18 protein-coding genes are annotated in these 15,445 nt (G+C 55.4%); 11 read left to right on the top strand and 7 right to left on the bottom strand.

The annotated features are described in order from the left end of the window. Nucleotides 1-35 precede the first annotated feature (35 nt). Nucleotides 36-392: a hypothetical protein gene (locus VHE34_RS27815; protein ID WP_325594175.1), complete on the bottom strand. Its 357-nt coding sequence runs from the start codon at nucleotides 390-392 to the stop codon at nucleotides 36-38. 64 nt (nucleotides 393-456) lie between these two features. On the opposite strand from VHE34_RS27815, the gene VHE34_RS27810 reads away from it, so the two are divergent. Beyond that, nucleotides 457-1,293, top strand: coding sequence for a sulfite exporter TauE/SafE family protein (locus VHE34_RS27810; RefSeq protein WP_325594173.1), 837 nt, complete (start codon nucleotides 457-459; stop codon nucleotides 1,291-1,293). Between the two features lies 1 nt (nucleotide 1,294). Continuing rightward, nucleotides 1,295-1,687: a DUF1634 domain-containing protein gene (locus VHE34_RS27805; RefSeq protein WP_325594171.1), complete on the top strand. Its 393-nt coding sequence runs from the start codon at nucleotides 1,295-1,297 to the stop codon at nucleotides 1,685-1,687. A gap of 3 nt (nucleotides 1,688-1,690) precedes the next feature. Here the strand turns inward: VHE34_RS27805 and VHE34_RS27800 are convergent, their stop codons facing one another. Together VHE34_RS27800 and VHE34_RS27795 are read right to left on the bottom strand one after the other, a co-directional pair. Further along, on the bottom strand, nucleotides 1,691-1,969 hold the full coding sequence (locus VHE34_RS27800) for a hypothetical protein (protein ID WP_325594169.1): 279 nt from the start codon (nucleotides 1,967-1,969) through the stop codon (nucleotides 1,691-1,693). 80 nt (nucleotides 1,970-2,049) lie between these two features. Further along, nucleotides 2,050-2,304: a hypothetical protein gene (locus VHE34_RS27795; RefSeq protein WP_325594167.1), complete on the bottom strand. Its 255-nt coding sequence runs from the start codon at nucleotides 2,302-2,304 to the stop codon at nucleotides 2,050-2,052. 180 nt (nucleotides 2,305-2,484) lie between these two features. On the opposite strand from VHE34_RS27795, the gene VHE34_RS27790 reads away from it, so the two are divergent. From VHE34_RS27790 to VHE34_RS27770, 5 genes are all read left to right on the top strand, one after another. After that, nucleotides 2,485-3,003 (top strand): DinB family protein, encoded by a 519-nt coding sequence (locus VHE34_RS27790; RefSeq protein WP_325594165.1) that lies wholly within the window; start codon nucleotides 2,485-2,487, stop codon nucleotides 3,001-3,003. A 593-nt stretch (nucleotides 3,004-3,596) separates the two neighbouring features. Beyond that, nucleotides 3,597-5,822 carry a hypothetical protein gene (locus tag VHE34_RS27785; RefSeq protein WP_325594163.1) on the top strand — a complete coding sequence of 742 codons (2,226 nt, stop codon included), beginning with the start codon at nucleotides 3,597-3,599 and terminating at the stop codon, nucleotides 5,820-5,822. A gap of 137 nt (nucleotides 5,823-5,959) precedes the next feature. Then, complete coding sequence (locus VHE34_RS27780) at nucleotides 5,960-6,205, top strand: hypothetical protein (protein WP_325594161.1); 246 nt, start codon at nucleotides 5,960-5,962, stop codon at nucleotides 6,203-6,205. Nucleotides 6,206-6,224: 19 nt separating this feature from the next. Continuing rightward, entirely contained in the window at nucleotides 6,225-6,818 is a 594-nt protein-coding gene (locus VHE34_RS27775; protein WP_325594160.1) for a hypothetical protein, read from the top strand. 37 nt (nucleotides 6,819-6,855) lie between these two features. After that, entirely contained in the window at nucleotides 6,856-8,700 is a 1,845-nt protein-coding gene (locus VHE34_RS27770) for a cation-translocating P-type ATPase (RefSeq protein WP_325594158.1), read from the top strand. A gap of 20 nt (nucleotides 8,701-8,720) precedes the next feature. Here VHE34_RS27770 and VHE34_RS27765 read toward each other — a convergent pair whose 3' ends face one another. From VHE34_RS27765 to VHE34_RS27750, 4 genes are all read right to left on the bottom strand, one after another. Beyond that, entirely contained in the window at nucleotides 8,721-9,920 is a 1,200-nt protein-coding gene (locus VHE34_RS27765; protein WP_325594156.1) for an NAD(P)/FAD-dependent oxidoreductase, read from the bottom strand. A 10-nt stretch (nucleotides 9,921-9,930) separates the two neighbouring features. After that, complete coding sequence (locus VHE34_RS27760) at nucleotides 9,931-10,374, bottom strand: DUF983 domain-containing protein (RefSeq protein ID WP_325594154.1); 444 nt, start codon at nucleotides 10,372-10,374, stop codon at nucleotides 9,931-9,933. A gap of 17 nt (nucleotides 10,375-10,391) precedes the next feature. Then, nucleotides 10,392-10,838 carry an OsmC family protein gene (locus VHE34_RS27755; RefSeq protein ID WP_325594152.1) on the bottom strand — a complete coding sequence of 149 codons (447 nt, stop codon included), beginning with the start codon at nucleotides 10,836-10,838 and terminating at the stop codon, nucleotides 10,392-10,394. A gap of 86 nt (nucleotides 10,839-10,924) precedes the next feature. Beyond that, nucleotides 10,925-11,578 (bottom strand): Crp/Fnr family transcriptional regulator, encoded by a 654-nt coding sequence (locus VHE34_RS27750; RefSeq protein WP_325594150.1) that lies wholly within the window; start codon nucleotides 11,576-11,578, stop codon nucleotides 10,925-10,927. 675 nt (nucleotides 11,579-12,253) lie between these two features. Here VHE34_RS27750 and VHE34_RS27745 point away from each other — a divergent pair. The 4 genes from VHE34_RS27745 to VHE34_RS27730 all read left to right on the top strand — a co-directional run bounded on the left by VHE34_RS27745 (nucleotide 12,254) and on the right by VHE34_RS27730 (nucleotide 15,423). Further along, the gene (locus VHE34_RS27745; protein WP_325594148.1) at nucleotides 12,254-12,517 is read left to right on the top strand and encodes a hypothetical protein; all 264 of its coding nucleotides are present in this window, start codon (nucleotides 12,254-12,256) and stop codon (nucleotides 12,515-12,517) included. Between the two features lie 61 nt (nucleotides 12,518-12,578). Beyond that, nucleotides 12,579-12,890 (top strand): rhodanese-like domain-containing protein, encoded by a 312-nt coding sequence (locus VHE34_RS27740; protein WP_325594146.1) that lies wholly within the window; start codon nucleotides 12,579-12,581, stop codon nucleotides 12,888-12,890. 6 nt (nucleotides 12,891-12,896) lie between these two features. Beyond that, on the top strand, nucleotides 12,897-14,321 hold the full coding sequence (locus tag VHE34_RS27735; protein WP_325594144.1) for a TolC family protein: 1,425 nt from the start codon (nucleotides 12,897-12,899) through the stop codon (nucleotides 14,319-14,321). 10 nt (nucleotides 14,322-14,331) lie between these two features. After that, nucleotides 14,332-15,423 (top strand): efflux RND transporter periplasmic adaptor subunit, encoded by a 1,092-nt coding sequence (locus tag VHE34_RS27730; RefSeq protein ID WP_325594142.1) that lies wholly within the window; start codon nucleotides 14,332-14,334, stop codon nucleotides 15,421-15,423. Nucleotides 15,424-15,445: the final 22 nt, after the last annotated feature.

Here is a 15,445-nt window from a genome sequence, read left to right as displayed (position 1 = left end):
AAATGTATGTTGAGTGAAAAAAGTTGTTGTGGGATTCAACCGGCGGGAGGCGGGCCACGCAAGACGACGGGCGCCTGACGTCGCCCGGCAATGGCAAGGGGCTTGGAAAGTAGAGGGGTCGGGATGACGGGCGTGCCGGCAAATGCATTCCGTACGGGTTGGATCAGCAAGGCGATGGATCTTTGCGCCTTGTAGCGTTTGTCGAGCGAAAGAATGCGGGGATCCGTGCTATGGATGGCGGATTTTATCGCTTTATGGGCCGGGGCGAAAACGACCTGGCTGGAACAGGCATAAAATCTACCGGAGAGCTGGACGGTGAGGAAGATGAGACCGATCAGGGCAAAGGCGCATCGGAGTGCGGCCCGGGAGCTTCTATGTTTCCTGCGAAACATCGCTGATATAAATTTACGCAATTATTTTTACAACAAATCATTATGCCCCTATATTTACACCACCATGACCATTCTTGTTTTTAGTGTCATTCTTTTCCTTGGGGCTCTGATCGCCGGTCTGTTGGGCTCGCTCACGGGGCTTGGCGGCGGCGTTGTTCTGATCCCGCTGTTAACCCTTGTCTTCAAGGTGGATATCCACTACGCGATCGGCACCTCGCTGATCAGTGTAATCGCCACTTCGTCGGGTGCGGCGGCGGCCTATGTAAAAGAGGGCATCACCAATATCCGGCTGGGGATGTTCCTGGAGCTGGCGACGACCGCGGGTGCGATCGGCGGCGCTTTCCTGGCCACCTATCTGCCTACCTCGGTGATCGCCATTCTGTTCGGGTTTATCCTGATCGTTTCGGCCTTGTTGTCCTTTGCGCGGCCGGCCGACCCGGTGACGGAGGGAAGGCCCAGTTCATTGTCGCAAAAACTGCGTCTCAACAGCAGTTTTCCGACACCGGAAGGCGAAAGGCATTATCTCGTAAAGAACGTGGTGGGCGGGTTTATCATGATGAACATTGCCGGGATGATCTCGGGATTGCTGGGCATCGGCTCGGGAGCGCTCAAGGTCATCGCCATGGATAATATCATGCGTATTCCCTTCAAGGTATCGACGACCACCAGTAATTTCATGATCGGTGTGACGGCGGCTGCCAGCGTGGGCATCTACCTGAAACGCGGATATATCGATCCGGGACTGTCCATGCCTGTTATGCTGGGTGTGCTGGCCGGGGCTTTCCTCGGATCCAGAATGCTGACGAAGGCCAAAACGAAGAGCCTGAAGATGCTCTTTGCGCTGGTGATCCTGGTTCTGGCGGCGGAAATGATCTATAACGGAATCAAACATACCATCTGACATGACAACATCCAATGGAGCCCGGCGTTTGGGAAGGAAGTTCCGCGATGCCGATCTGGAGCAGATCATCGGGTCGCTTTTGCGTAATGGCGTGCTTGCTTCTTCGGTGGTGGTGCTGGCCGGCGGCATTGTCTACCTTGTGCGTCATGGAGGAAGGTACCCGGAATACCATCACTTCCAGGGGGAGCCGGACAAGATGCGAAAACCATTGCTGATGTGGGAGGCGGTGTGGCGGGGCGAAGGGAGGCCACTGATACAACTGGGTCTGCTGATACTTGTTGCTACGCCTATTGCGCGGATCCTCTTTTCCTTTATCGGTTACCTTTTGGAAAAAGATTACCTGTATGCCGTGTTGACGGCCATCGTGCTGCTGGTGATCCTGTGCAACTTTTGAGGGTTATTCTTCCTCGCTTTCTTCGTAAAGTTCTTCTGTCTCTACCGTCTGCTGCTGATAGAGGCTTTCGAGTTGTCCGGCTGTTTCTTCATCGACCTCTTCCACCAATTTGAAAATGGGCTCGTCCTGGTATTTGAAAAAATCCTCCGCCTGCGGCAGGTAACTGCGCAGCAGGACCGTCTCTTTTGTCTGGAGGATCACCGACACTAATTCGATGTCGGATTCGGCATCTACCTGTATCAGGTAATAGGTGTTGAGCTTTAATTCTCCGAAGCTGGCCATAGTGATTTCGTTTGTATTCACTAACAAAAAAAGCGAACGGTTGTTGGCCAACAACGTTCGCTTTTTTTCCCTACCCGGTGCTATTTTTTTGCAGCAGCTTTCGCGGTGTTCCTAGCCGGTTTGGCCACTTTCTTCTTGTCATGCTTTTGCTTTTTGCTGATCTTCAGCAGATCCCGGCTGATCAGCTTGCTCACCTTTTTTACGTGGGTCGCCAGCTTCTTTTCACCGAGCTCTTGTTTGTATTCAGCCAGGGCGCCCGTCAGTTTCTCCCCGATCTCTTTCCGAACCTGTTTCTTATGCGAGATCGCAGGATTCGCCGTTTCTTGTTGAGTCATACGAATGGTGTTTTGATAATAATATGATAATATAAATTTAATACTGAATGGGTTAAAACCAATGTTAAGTTTTTCCGGGAATTCCTGACATCTGCTGACATAGGGCTGACAGGAGCTGGTGTTTACTTTGATCCAACAAACGGATCATTTGTCTTTTACCACTTTTAAAACCTACGACTCATGTCAACGATCAGCCCACTACTGAAAGAAATGGATCAGGAAGCCCAGACCACCCGCAAAATGCTGGAGCGTGTCCCCACAGCCTATTTTACCTGGCAACCGCATCAAAAGAGTATGACTATTAAACAATTAGCCACCCACATAGCGGAATTGCCCGGCTGGGTGACCATGGCACTTACCACCGATGAGCTGGATTTCGCCAATAATCCCTACCAGCAGGAGGAGGTGAGCAATACCGCCGATCTGCTGAGCTATTTCGAGAGGTCGCTGGAAGACGGGCGGAGCCACCTGGCCGCTGCGCGGGAAGAGACGCTGGGGGAGCCCTGGACGCTTAGAAACGGGGAAGAGATCTATCATGTCGCCACCAAGGGCGAGATCATCCGGATGGCCTATTGCCAGATCGTCCATCACCGGGCGCAGTTGGGTGTCTTTCTCCGGCTGCTGGATATCCCGATTCCCGGCAGTTATGGCCCCAGTGCGGATGAGCAGGCAGTGGAGGAACAGGCGATTGCCGGATGATTTCCTTCCCGCAGGACGTCGTTAGGAAAGCGTGCGTTTGGGATTAAATTTTCACGCCGGCGTCCTGCGACCTTGAATAAAGGCTAAATTTATGAATGTTCCATTTGAAGCATCGGGTTCTTCTTTGGATGACGAAGATCATTCTTGCGGCCATTTGCATATCGCTGTTCACGGAACAGTCTTCCGATAAATTTTACCGGCTCTCCAGTTCTTATCCTTTCGGCAGCATACACGGGATTGTTGCGAAGCGCATATCGATTGTCGGGCCGGGGGCCGGGCTCGGGCCCCGTCGCAACGAATGCCGGTTGCAATCCCTGGACAAGCGGTTCGATGTAACCCAGTTTTTCCTTTTGCCTTCCTTCACGACCGGCCTGATCCCGCCCGAAACGGAAGCCGGAAGATATTCCCGACTCTTGCCGGTCGGTTTTCTTGAAAGAGCAGCGCCCACCTCACCCCTGAGGGGTCCTCCCTATTCGTTGCTGTCCTTTGCAGCCCCGGCAGTTTGATGCCATACGGGGCCCTTTCAATTTTCGATTAATGATGCTCTTCCCAACCAGTTTGCGCCGGTTTGCGCGGAGCTATAAGAAATTCATATGAAAATGCATTTTAGCAGCCTTGTATGGCTGACGGCAGCACTTGTTTCCGTACACCGCGCGGCTGCCCAGGAGGAATGGCCGAAAACGATCACCACCAACTCGGGTGCGGTGATAGATCTGTACCAGCCACAGGTGGAAAATTTTGCCGGCAACACGCTGAGATCGAGGTCGGCTTTTTCCGTAAAGGAGAATGGCGTGGCCGAGCCGGTCTTCGGGGTATTTTGGGCCACGTCTACCGTAGAGGTGGACCGGGACACCCGGCAGGTCACCGTGGAATCCGTCCGGGTGAACAATATCAAAGCGCCTGCCGACAGTACCCTGATCGAACGCGATCATATCCGGCAGAGCCTGGAGTCCTTTATACCGAAAGCCGCAGGGGTCTTGCCGCTGGACGAAGTTCTCTCCTCCCTGGATGAACAACGGCAGGAGGCACAGCTTTCCAAAAACCTGAATAACACTCTACCGAAGTTGTATTTCCGGACGCGATCTTCGATGCTGGTGCTGACCGACGGCCAGCCGATCCTAAAGCGGGATAAGCGCTGGAGAGTGGACCTGGTAACCAACAGTCCGTTCATCATCATCCGGCCGAAGGATGGGAAGTTCTATTTATTCGGCGGAGGGCATTGGTATGTCGCGCCGGCGGCGACGGGTCCTTATGTGTACAATAACGATAAGGTGAAGCATAAGTTGAAAAGAATGGCCAGATCGCTGAAGAAGGCCGCCGTCCGCAATGATGATCTTCCTACGGATGAAACCTCCGACAAACCGGTTTATGACATCATTGTCAGCGCGACGCCCGCCGAACTGATCCAGACAGAAGGAAGTCCTGACCTGGCGCCGATATCGGGCACTTCCCTGTTGTACGTAAAGAATTCGGACAACGACCTATTCGTGGATACCCGGGATCAACATTACTATCTCTTATTGTCCGGCCGGTGGTACACTTCGGCGTCCCTGAATGAAAACAGCAGCTGGCAATTTATAGAGTCGGACCGGTTGCCGGCCGACTTCAGCAGGATACCGGAAGGCTCTCCCAAGGACGGAGTGCTGGCAAGCGTTGCAGGGACCCAGGCGGCGAAGGAAGCGGTCATGGATGCGCAGATCCCGCAGACGGCGAAAGTGGACAGGCGGTCGGCTGTCACGCAGGTCGTATATGACGGTACGCCACAGTTCAAACCGATCGCCGGAACAGACCTGCAATATGCGATCAATACAAGCTCCACCGTATTGGAAGAGCATGGGCGTTATTTTTCCGTGGACAACGGGGTCTGGTTCACCGCGGAGAGCCCGATGGGTCCCTGGGCGGTCAGCAGCGACCGGCCGGAGGAGATGGACCAGGTACCACCGGATTACCCCGTTTATAACGCTAAATATGTCTATGTCTACGATTCCGGCCCGGACTATGTATATGATGGCTATACGCCCGGATACCTGAACAGTTTTGTAGATGGTCCGACTGTGGTTTATGGAACGGGGTATGCCTATGATCCCTGGGTGGGCGCAGACTATTACCCCCGGCCGTGGACCTGGGGATTCGGTATGTGTTATAATCCCTGGTCGGGCTGGGGCTTTGGCGCCGGGTATGATTACGACTGGTTCGACGACGGGTTTGGCTGGGGGACGGGTTGGGACGGGGGCCTTGGCTTTGGTTGGGGCGGATGGGATGGCGGTGGTTGGTGGGGCGGGGCTTCGGCATACCGTCCCTGTTACCGGAACTGGCATGGGGGGCGCTTCCGGTCGGATACCCGGGGTGGCTATTACGGAAGGGATGCGGTGATCAATCCCGGCACTCATATGCACATGCGGTACAACAACAACGTCTACCGGAGCAGACAGGGAATTGTGCGGCCGTCGCGGCCGGGAGGGTTCGATGCGGGCCGCGAACCGGTGTATGGGAGGCCGGGAACAACGGTGTTCACCGACAGGGAAGGAAACATCTACCGGCCGGGTGCGCAGGGAGAGTGGCAACAGCGGGTTAACCGCGGGTGGACGGCCCCTGTGAACCGGTCTTATACAGGTGGTATGTCGCAGCAGCGACAAATGATTTCCCGGGGCCAGGTAAGGACCATGAATTTTCAAAGGGCGTCTCAATTCGGCGGGATGCGTTTCGGCGGCGGGTCCTTTGGAGGAGCGAGGCCTTCCGGCGGCGGGTCCTTTGGCGGAGCGAGGCCTTCCGGCGGCGGAGCGCGTTTCGGCGGCGGTCATTTCGGAGGGCGGCGGTGAGGCGCAACAATATTTATCAATCTTATCGAGCATCCCCCGTCGGCTGTTTGCCAGATGCAACCTGTTTCCTTCCCGGGAATGAGTCAGGCCGGCGGCATTCCATGCCGGCGACGGGATGCTCACCAATAATTTTTTGCATGAACATGGAGCATATAGAAACGCTCTTGGAAAAAAAGGAGTTTCACTGCCCCGTATGCGGCAATCGGCGATACGTCACGGACCACGGCCACCATGAATGGACGGTACACTGTTCTTCCGCCGAAGCCCGATTCTGGGATTTTGAAAGGGGAACGATGGCGCAAAGGATGGCCATGCAGCATTGGGACCAATCCAGGCTGGAGTTGTTCTTCACGGTCGAAGACGTGCTCCGGAAATTAGAATGAAAAATTTTGAAATCAGAATATGACATCAAAACCACTCACAAAGACCGAAATAGAAACGGCGAGAGGCGGGATCTTCCATATGGTCCTGTTTTCGATGGCCTGGGTTATGATCGGCGAATATGCGCTGGATTTCCGCGACCATATAATAGCAGCAGGGACCGTGCTGGCCGCCGCCGTGATATTGGGATTCTACTCCATAAGCCTCTACTATCTCGAAGACTGTGTCGGGAACGACAAATCGGCGAACGCCCCGCTTTCGAAAAATGAAAGCAGGACGGCTTCCCGGTATGCCATCATTTTCATCCTGGAAGGGATCGCGGTGATGGCCACATGGACCATCCTGATCCGCACCGGACATGAGAAATGGCTGGTATCCTGTTTTGCACTGATCGCCGGTTTGCATTTCTTCCCGCTGGCGCGGGCGATCCGGGTTCACAGCTACTATTTCCTTGGGGCCTGGATAATCCTCGTTTGCGCAGGCGGCTATTGGCTGGTTTCCTCGGGGAGTATGGCTCAATATGTCTGCGACGCGTCCATCGCTTATGGGTGTGCAGCAGGGGCCATTGCGGATGGGACATGGATCGCCACGAGGACGGAACGGCGCGTTAAATAAACGGGAGAACTGCCTTTTTTAGGTATATTAGGTGGCCATGCATAAAACAAAATGGTTCCTGGCGCCCGTCGCCGTATTGATCGGTGGGGTGCTGATCGCAAATTCGGCTCATCTCGTGCCCCATACCTGGCGCAAGCCTTTTTTGATCGTTGGGGCTCTTGCGGGTTCGCTGCCACTGCTGGAGAATATCACCCGGTCTTTGAAACAAAAAAAGGTGGATTTGGGGATTCCCGTAGTGTTGACCCTCTTTATTTTGCTTTACACCGGCGAGTTGCTGATCGCAAATATCTTTGCGTTACTGATAGTGATGGGGAATGTATTCAAGGAATACATCCTCTGGCGGGTGGAACGGTCGGTGAAGGACATCTCCAGGGTCCTTCCGGACATCGCCTTCCGGAAGACGGACGAGATCCGCGAGGTACGCCTGAAAGATATAAGGACCGGTGATACCCTTGTCGTAAAAGCCGGGGAACGAGTCCCCGTGGATGGGATACTGCTCGGAGAAGAGGCGGTGCTGGACGAATCGGTCATTACCGGAGAGTCGAGGCTGATAACAAAGGAAAAGGGAGTGCACCTGGTGGCGGGATCCATCAACCAGGGCAGTTCCTTTGAGATGCAGGTCACCAGCACGAGCGAAAATTCAACCCTGTCGCAGATACATAAGATGGTTGAGGAGGCTCAGCGCCATAATTCCCCCCTTAGCCGGTTTACGGACAAATTTGCGCTTTCCAATGCGCTAATAGCCTTTGCAGGGACTTTGATCATTTACCTTGCCACCCATGACCTGATGCGCTCGCTTGCGTTTTGGGTCGCGTTGGTGCCGGTGGTATTCGCCATCATTGTGCCGGTGGCCACGACGATCGGCATCAGTATCCTGGCGAAAAGGGGCATCCTTGTGAAGACGGGGGAAGCGCTGGAAGATCTGACGAGGATCGATTCCATTGCGTTTGACAAGACGGGGACCCTGACAAAGGGGAGCCCGGAGATAAGCAAGGTAGTCGTTTTGGCCGACGGATTCGACGAGTCGATACTGATCGGGTTGGCAGCCAGCGTCGAAAAGTATTCGGAACATCCGTTGTCGAAGGCGTTCCTTCAAAAGGCCGGGGCCCTGCATCTCGTGATCCGGCCGGTCACCGACCTGCAGATCATCAAGGGGAAGGGCTTGCAAGGTATCTGCCAGGGGAAAAAAGTCCTGATCGGCAGCAGGAAGCTTTTTGCCGAATTGGGGCTGACCGTCCCTCCGTCCACGGGTGGCATTTTAAAAGCAAACGAGGATGAAGGCCGTTCGGCTGTCTTTATCGCTGTCGATGGCATTGCCGCGGGGATCGCTATTCTTTCGGACGAGCTGAGGGAGGGTATCGGCCGGACGATCGCTACCTTGACGAAGATGGGCATCCGGCTGACGATGATCACGGGGGATAGCCGGGCGGTGGCGGAAAAGGTTGCCGCCGAGCTGGGCCTGACGCGTTTTTTCGCCGAGACGCTTCCCCAAGATAAGATCGGCCTTATCCGGGACTTCAAGGCCAGGGGGGAGCGGGTGATCATGATCGGCGACGGCATCAACGATGCTCCTGCCATTTCCGAGTCCAATGTGGGCGTTGCGATGGGACTGAAGGGAACCGATATCACGTTGAATTCCGCGAAAGTTGTATTGGTGAACGATGATATCGGAGCGCTTCCTTATATCCTGACAATGAGCAAAAGGGTCCTGAAGATCATCCGGTTGGACCTATACCTGGCGACATCTATCCATGTACTCGCCGCCGTTCTGTCGGTAGCCGGCGTGATATCGCTGCTGGGTAGCGCCGTAATGCACCAGGTCAGCAGCACGCTGGTCCTGTTGAATACGATCAGGCTGTACCGGGTGCCGAAAACCGGATAAAGCCGGGCGGGTATGCCGTCTCAGGGCAGTTGTGCGTATCCGCGGCGCATCTTCCAGAGAAAATATTTTTCGAGCGACAGCTTCATAACATCATAGAAGACATTCGGTAACATCAGTGCGAAGACCCGGGGTTTGAAAAGGTGATTGGAAACGATCAGCACTTCTTTTTTGCCTGCGTCGAGGATACAGAGTCCGGGTATCTTTCCCCATGTCTTCTCTTTCAGGTCCTGTCTTCCGTTCACGGTCCGGACGATATTCTCCGCCACGATCTTACCCGTCTCGTCGCTTGGGAAACCGGTCTTCGGCACCCCGAACGGGACGGGGCCGGCGGCGAAAGGCGGTTTGACATTCACGGTCAGCCCGGCCACCCAGATATCCGGGTAGTGTGGATGCCGGTAGGATGGCAAGACCTCGAGGAATCCGTTGGCTTCGGCCCCCAATTGCGGCGAGTTGCGGATCATGTCGACCCCGACAAAGGGCGGCATCAGCATCGTGAACCGGGAGGCGATCCGTTCGCCATTTGTCAGCACGACCTCGTCCGGCCGGACCTCGGTGACGCCGACGCCGGTATGATAGTGGATGTGAAATATTTTCATAAAGGTTTTCAGCATGGTCTCTCCGAGGGGCATGCCGTCGATGCCGAAGTGGCCCAGATAGGTCTCCGGGGTGATCCAGTGAAGGTCCACCTTCCGGCGGATCTTATTGTCCCGGAGCCATTTTTCCACGTTGAAAAGGAATTCGTATGCGGCACCCATGCAGCCGGCCTGCTGGGTGGCGCCGATGACGATCGGGCCGGGATTGCTTTTAAATGCTTCCAGCTTTTCCCGGGTCTTCATTGCGCCGTCGGGTGTCCCGATATAACAGGCATATTCACGGACGCCCGGCGCGACATCGTAGTTGACCTTTGGTCCGGTGGCTATGACCAGTTGATCGTAATTGAAATCGCCGGCGGAGGTGTGGACGGTATGCCTTTCCGGATCAACGGCTGTCGCGGTGGCCTGTAGAAACCGAACGCCTTTTTTTTCCAGAACCTGCTTGCGGGGAACGAGGATGTCCTTTACCTCTCTTCTTCCGGTGGGCACCCAGATGAGTGAAGGGACGAAGAGCATGTCCGGGTTGCGGTCGATAACCAAAACATCGGCTTTCTCTTTCAGTTTTCGCTTTAGTTGAATGGAGGCGGTAAACCCGGCAAAATTGCCTCCGATGACGATGATCTTCATAAAAAATATTTTAAACCGTGAGGACCTTATTTCCGTTTCCGGAAATATGTTCTTTCCATTCGGGATCATAGTGCACGAACCAGCTTATCCAAAGGCTACGGGACAGCCGCATCAGCAGCGGCTGGAGGATGACCAGCAATGCCGCGTTAATGCCGATCCACCAAAAGAACCGGGCATCGTGAAGGGAAAACCCGACGAGGACCCACCATGCGACAAACGTGGCGGTGGAGAGGGCGACGGAAAGTGCGTAGCTGACATAACCCGTGCCGTAGTAGAATCCGCGTTCGATCTCGGTCGGCTGACCGCAGACCGGACAGGCGGCATGCATTCGTGTACCCTTCTTCAGATGGTAGGGATTGGGGTCCGCAAAAAGGTCCCCTTCGCGGCAGCGCGGGCATTTGTTGTGCAGCACGGCGGACAGATATCCTTTTTTTGATGATGATGGCTGATTCATAGTAACGGTCCCGATGGTTATTGAACTGAGTTGACGATGATCTCCGGCCGGAAATCGATCCTGGCGCGGACGGAGTTGGAGATGAGGCAGGCGGCCTCCGATTTTTCCAGCACTTTCAGCGCTTTTTCGCGGTCTCCTTCCGTTCGGATCGTCAGACGGGGTGTCAGCAGAACTTCGCTGATCAGGTATTTCCCATCGACCTTTTCCAATTTGCCGAGAGCACGGCTTTCGAAGCTTTCGAATTCCAACTTCGAGTTCTCCGCCACGGCGAGGAAGGTTGTCATCAGGCAACTGTCGACGGCGGCGACGAGCAGGTGTTCCGGCGACCAGATGCCGGGGATCCCATTCGGGAATTCGGGCGGCGTGGCCACTTCGATGGCCGTGTCCAATACGGGAGAGGTCATCAGCCCTTTGCGGCCGTTCTCCCAGTTGAGTCTTACTTCGTAGAAATGCGCGGTATCCATTTTTGTACATTTACGGATACAAAGATGGGTATCGGCGGCAAAGATTTCCGTGACTATAGTCACGGCGGCGAGTGAGGTGGGTCAGGTCAATCGACCGGCTTGAAGTCCAATCGGATGATCTCCAGGATATTCTTGTCCATCCGAATATAGCCCCTGTCGCTGAGCTTTTTTAAGAGGCGGGAGATGACCTCGCGGGAGGAATTGAGATCGCCGGCTATATCCGTGATAGAGATGGAGAGGAGATTGCTCTTCGACGTCTCCTGCTGTTTCTTCAGGTAGAAAAGAAGCCGCTCGTCCATGTTACGAAAGGCGATGTGATCGATGGTGACCAGGAGTTCTTCGAAGCGGGCCCGGTAGCTCTCCAGAACGAAATGATACCATGTCTTGTATTGGGTCATCCACTTATCCATCCATTCGAGCGGGATGGAGAGGATCACGGTGTCGGTGACGGCCCGGGCCATGATCTGGCTGGTCTGCTGCCGGGTGGCACAGATCATCGAAAGGGCGCAGGCCTGGCCTGGCTGCAGATAGTACATGAAGAATTCGTTCCCCTCTTCGTCTTCCCGGTAGACCTTTATCAGCCCTTCGAGGATGAGCATGGTGCTGCGGAAGTGCTGGCCGGTACGCATCATCATTTGTCCCTCCCGGTATTCCCGGGTTTCCGCCTTTTCGACCATGACATTCACCAGGTCGGGTTCAAAGGAAGGGAACAGTTGGCGGATGCGATGTTCATCTGTCATATGGAGAATTGTCGGGTAAAAATACCAAAATATCCTTACCCCGCTACTCCTCTGAAAACAAGTTGCCTCCCTCTTAGAAAAGAGCGAGGCAAAACTATTAATAACTCGTTCTACAGTAAATTTACGTTGCCGGTACTTGTATCCGGCATGCCGGCCCGGGCTTAACAAAAGTGAATTTTTGATTAAAAATCCCTTTGGGAAAATACGGGCATAAAGGCACGAATTTTGCTGCAAATCAGGGTGTTTGCAACCCGACTGAAATTCTTCTCCGTCATTGCCCATTTCCTGCTCGGTACGGCCCAACTCATCGTAGCCGGTTTACCCTTGCGTTGCGAATATTACCAGTTTTCGAGTGTACAGCGAATAGTGGCGAAGCACCCTGCGTCCAGCCCAATGCTCGCGCAAACGTTTCAGGGCCGGCGGTACGCTTTGAACCGTGAGACCCGGAGACATCTGTTGCTCGACAGGCGATATTCAGCCGGGCAGTTGTATTGTCATCCCTCGCCCTTTTTTGCCCTTCCCATAACCGTCGATGCCCCGAAACGGGTCCTTCTCTTCACTCCCATCCATGCGCGGAGGCCGGGCCGAAACGACCGCCTGCGTGGCCCTCCAGTGTGCTGAATGCCCAACGGCTTTTTGAAAAAAAATTCCCGACTGAACCGATGAACCTATTGGATGAATACTTTTTATTTCTTCTGCAACTATGAAGGAAGAAGCTGGGGTATGCGGGCGACGGTCTATTCCAACAATTACCTGTTCCTGTATGAGATCGAACCGGAGGACAGGATGTTGAATGAACGCTTTGGAGTGAAATTCTTCACCCGACCGAGAGACAGCTTTTTCGAATTTCGATGCACCAATGCCGTAAAAGATCAGTTCCACTATGAGCTGGCCATCCTGGCCGGGCTCAGGCAATACTTACATCAACGGGCAACGTGACTAAAGTCACGAAACGGCGGGCGGAGACAGAATAGTTTTGCGCTATCAAAATCGATAGCACATGTCAATTCTGTTCAACCGTCTTTTCGGCAAGTCCGACGATCTGAGAGACGTCTATGAAAGGGGCGCCATCATCCTCGATGTCCGGACGCCCGAAGAATTTCGCAGCGGGCACGTGAAGGGAGCCGTGAATATTCCCCTTAACCTGCTCGAAAAGAACATTTCCCACCTTAGGAAGGAGAACAAGCCGGTGATCACCTGCTGCCGTAGTGGCGCGCGGAGTGATGCGGCCCGGACTATGCTGGAGGCTGCCGGCATCGAAGTGTACAACGGAGGCCCCTGGGATTTTCTGAATCAAAAGATCCAAAAATAGTAAGTCATGTGCAAACCACCGATCGCTTTTGTTTTGAGGTTGCTCGCGGTATTGGTTCTGCCTTTGTCGTTTGGCCGTGCGGTCGCTCAGGAGCGTGGCAGTAACCCGCGTATGGGTGACAGTGCGACCTTGTTAACGCAGGAAGAGGCTGTCCGTGCCGCCCTGGCAGGCAACCGGCAGTTGAGCCAGGCAGTCCTCGAAGAAAAGACCGCCGGGGCGCGATACCGCGAAACGGAGGCTATTTTCCTGCCGCAGGTTGCCGTCTCCTATTCGGCGATGAGCACCAACAATCCCTTGAATGCGTTTGGTTTCAAGCTGCAGGAAAGCTCGATAACGGCCGCGGATTTCGATCCTTCCCATTTGAATCATCCCGGTGGGACGCCAAATTTCCTCACCAGCCTGGATGTGAGGCAGCCGATCTTCAATGCCGATCTGCTATATCAGCGTAAGAGTGCGGAAGCTGCTATTGAAGTATACCGGTTCCGAACACAGCGGACCAGGGAGGGGCTCGAGTTCCAGGTGCGGCAGGCTTATATGGGATTGCAGTTGGCGGAGGCGGCGGTGCGTGTCCTTGAATCCTCGTTGTCCATAGCCGATAGTTTCCACCGATTCATTTCCGACCGGGTGACGCAGGGGATGCTTAGCCGTGCCGACGAATCCAATGCGGCAGTGCGGGTCGCGGCGATCCGCAGCAGGCTGGCGGAGGCCCGGAGCGGCGTCCGGAATGCGTCCGATATGCTGGCGTTGCTGATGGGTCAGCCGGCCGGACAGCGGTACCGCGTACCTGAAGAGCTGCGGCCGTCGGGCATCCCGGAGAGTGAGGATGTAAGCGCGGGCGTCGCGGGAGGAATGGCGTTTAGTGGCGGGAGGGACAGCGTGCCCACCGGCCGCGCCGATCTTGCCGCGATGCAAAAGGCCATCGAGGCTGCCGACAAGGGAATCGAAAGTACCCGCATGTCTTCCCTTCCACGGCTGAACGCCTTCGGGTCCTGGCAATATAATGACAGCCGGATGCTGGGGTTCGGCGCCCATGCCTACCTGGCCGGAGTGCAGCTCTCCTGGGATATTTTCAAAGGCAACAGTGTCCGCAACAAAGTGGCTACCCAGCGATTGGTGCGGGATAAGATGGTATCCGAGCTTGCCGGCCAGCGGGAAGAGGCCGACCTGCAACTTCGGAGAGCGTTGCGCCAGCAGGACGACGCCCGATATGCCATGAAGGAATCTTCCACGGCCATCGAGGCTGCAAAAGAGTCCCTTCGCATTCTTCGGGACCGGTACGAACAGGGGATGACCGGCAATACCGATGTCCTCCTTGCCCAGGATCAGCTGGAAACCCAGCAACTGGCCCTGGTCCGTGCCGTCTACGCGTACAATACGGCAGTCGCCTATATCCGATTCCTCACCGTCGCCGGCACCGGCGTCAAAGATTAAAAACAATCACATGAAAGCAATAGTCAAATTTTTTATCCTCCCTGCGCTGGTCCTGACCTTGTTGCTGGAGAGTTGTTCATCGCCGGCCCCATCAGACGACAGAGGGGTGTCGCAGTCTCCGGTGCCGGTGACGGTAGGGATGGCTTCCGGGAACCGCATTGGCGGCATTGCCGCCGCCGGCCGGGTGGAGGCGTTGCGATCGGCAACGATGGCCACCCGGGTGATGGGGACGATCACCCGCGTTTTTGTCAAGGTCGGCGATAAGGTGCGGCAGGGACAGCTGCTTGCTACGATCAGCGGACAGGACCTGGACGCCAGAAAGGCACAGGCGGATGCACAGATCGCTGCCGCGACGGCGGCGGCCGATAATGCTCAGAAAGATCTTGCCCGGTATACCAGTCTTTATTCCAGGGGCAGCGCTACAGCCAGCGAGCTGGACAATGCCACGCTTCGCTATAAGGGAGCGGCCGCCAATCTTGCCGCCGCCCGGGAGGCCCGCAAGGAAGCAGACGCCTCGATGGCGTATACGAGGCTGACGGCGCCGTTCGACGGTGTCGTCACCGCGAAGGCCGCCGACGAAGGAAGCCTGGCTTCGCCCGGCGCACCCTTGCTGACGGTAGAGCAGGCCGGCGTCCTGCAGGTGACGGCGACGGTGGCCGAAGATGAAGTGGCCGCCATCCGGCGGGGCCAGAAGGTCCGCATCACGGTAAATGCGGCGGACCTGGCCACGGAGGGTGTCGTTTCGGAGGTAGGCGCCAGTTCGATCGCCACGGGAGGGCAGTACCCGGTAAAGATCAGCCTGCCGCCTGCGGCGCAAAAAAATTTGTATGCGGGCATGTATGTCAATCTCGTCTTCCCGGCCCCGGGGAAGAGTCCGGCCGGGGTCTCCGTCCTGGTCCCTTCTTCTGCTCTTGTTCACAACGATCAGCTGACGGGCCTGTTTGTCCCGAGCAATGCGAATACCGCTCTTCTTCGATGGATACGTACCGGCAGGACCTATGGCGACGAGGTGGAGGTGCTTTCGGGCCTTGCCGCGAACGAACCTTTCGTGCTTCAGGCGGACGGGAAGCTTTACAACGGCGCACCGATACGGAAAAAATAATTTATCGATCAAACGAAATACC

Origin of the sequence: Puia sp., assembly GCF_035546395.1 — a bacterium.
Classification (GTDB): Bacteria; Bacteroidota; Bacteroidia; order Chitinophagales; family Chitinophagaceae; genus Puia.
The sequence above is the reverse complement of the archived record's forward strand: the minus strand, read 5'-3'. Positions and strand labels throughout refer to the sequence as shown.

What these genes read in the sequence shown, in the direction of transcription:
- VHE34_RS27805 (WP_325594171.1), top strand. Translation starts at nt 1,295, where the DNA reads ATGACAACATCCAATGGAGCCCGGCGTTTGGGAAGGAAGTTCCGCGAT.
- VHE34_RS27750 (WP_325594150.1), bottom strand. Translation starts at nt 11,578, where the DNA reads ATGACAGATGAACATCGCATCCGCCAACTGTTCCCTTCCTTTGAACCC.
- VHE34_RS27775 (WP_325594160.1), top strand. Translation starts at nt 6,225, where the DNA reads ATGACATCAAAACCACTCACAAAGACCGAAATAGAAACGGCGAGAGGC.
- VHE34_RS27795 (WP_325594167.1), bottom strand. Translation starts at nt 2,304, where the DNA reads ATGACTCAACAAGAAACGGCGAATCCTGCGATCTCGCATAAGAAACAG.
- VHE34_RS27765 (WP_325594156.1), bottom strand. Translation starts at nt 9,920, where the DNA reads ATGAAGATCATCGTCATCGGAGGCAATTTTGCCGGGTTTACCGCCTCC.
- VHE34_RS27740 (WP_325594146.1), top strand. Translation starts at nt 12,579, where the DNA reads ATGTCAATTCTGTTCAACCGTCTTTTCGGCAAGTCCGACGATCTGAGA.
- VHE34_RS27770 (WP_325594158.1), top strand. Translation starts at nt 6,856, where the DNA reads ATGCATAAAACAAAATGGTTCCTGGCGCCCGTCGCCGTATTGATCGGT.
- VHE34_RS27730 (WP_325594142.1), top strand. Translation starts at nt 14,332, where the DNA reads ATGAAAGCAATAGTCAAATTTTTTATCCTCCCTGCGCTGGTCCTGACC.
- VHE34_RS27810 (WP_325594173.1), top strand. Translation starts at nt 457, where the DNA reads ATGACCATTCTTGTTTTTAGTGTCATTCTTTTCCTTGGGGCTCTGATC.
- VHE34_RS27780 (WP_325594161.1), top strand. Translation starts at nt 5,960, where the DNA reads ATGAACATGGAGCATATAGAAACGCTCTTGGAAAAAAAGGAGTTTCAC.
- VHE34_RS27800 (WP_325594169.1), bottom strand. Translation starts at nt 1,969, where the DNA reads ATGGCCAGCTTCGGAGAATTAAAGCTCAACACCTATTACCTGATACAG.
- VHE34_RS27735 (WP_325594144.1), top strand. Translation starts at nt 12,897, where the DNA reads ATGTGCAAACCACCGATCGCTTTTGTTTTGAGGTTGCTCGCGGTATTG.
- VHE34_RS27760 (WP_325594154.1), bottom strand. Translation starts at nt 10,374, where the DNA reads ATGAATCAGCCATCATCATCAAAAAAAGGATATCTGTCCGCCGTGCTG.
- VHE34_RS27815 (WP_325594175.1), bottom strand. Translation starts at nt 392, where the DNA reads ATGTTTCGCAGGAAACATAGAAGCTCCCGGGCCGCACTCCGATGCGCC.
- VHE34_RS27785 (WP_325594163.1), top strand. Translation starts at nt 3,597, where the DNA reads ATGAAAATGCATTTTAGCAGCCTTGTATGGCTGACGGCAGCACTTGTT.
- VHE34_RS27755 (WP_325594152.1), bottom strand. Translation starts at nt 10,838, where the DNA reads ATGGATACCGCGCATTTCTACGAAGTAAGACTCAACTGGGAGAACGGC.
- VHE34_RS27745 (WP_325594148.1), top strand. Translation starts at nt 12,254, where the DNA reads ATGAATACTTTTTATTTCTTCTGCAACTATGAAGGAAGAAGCTGGGGT.
- VHE34_RS27790 (WP_325594165.1), top strand. Translation starts at nt 2,485, where the DNA reads ATGTCAACGATCAGCCCACTACTGAAAGAAATGGATCAGGAAGCCCAG.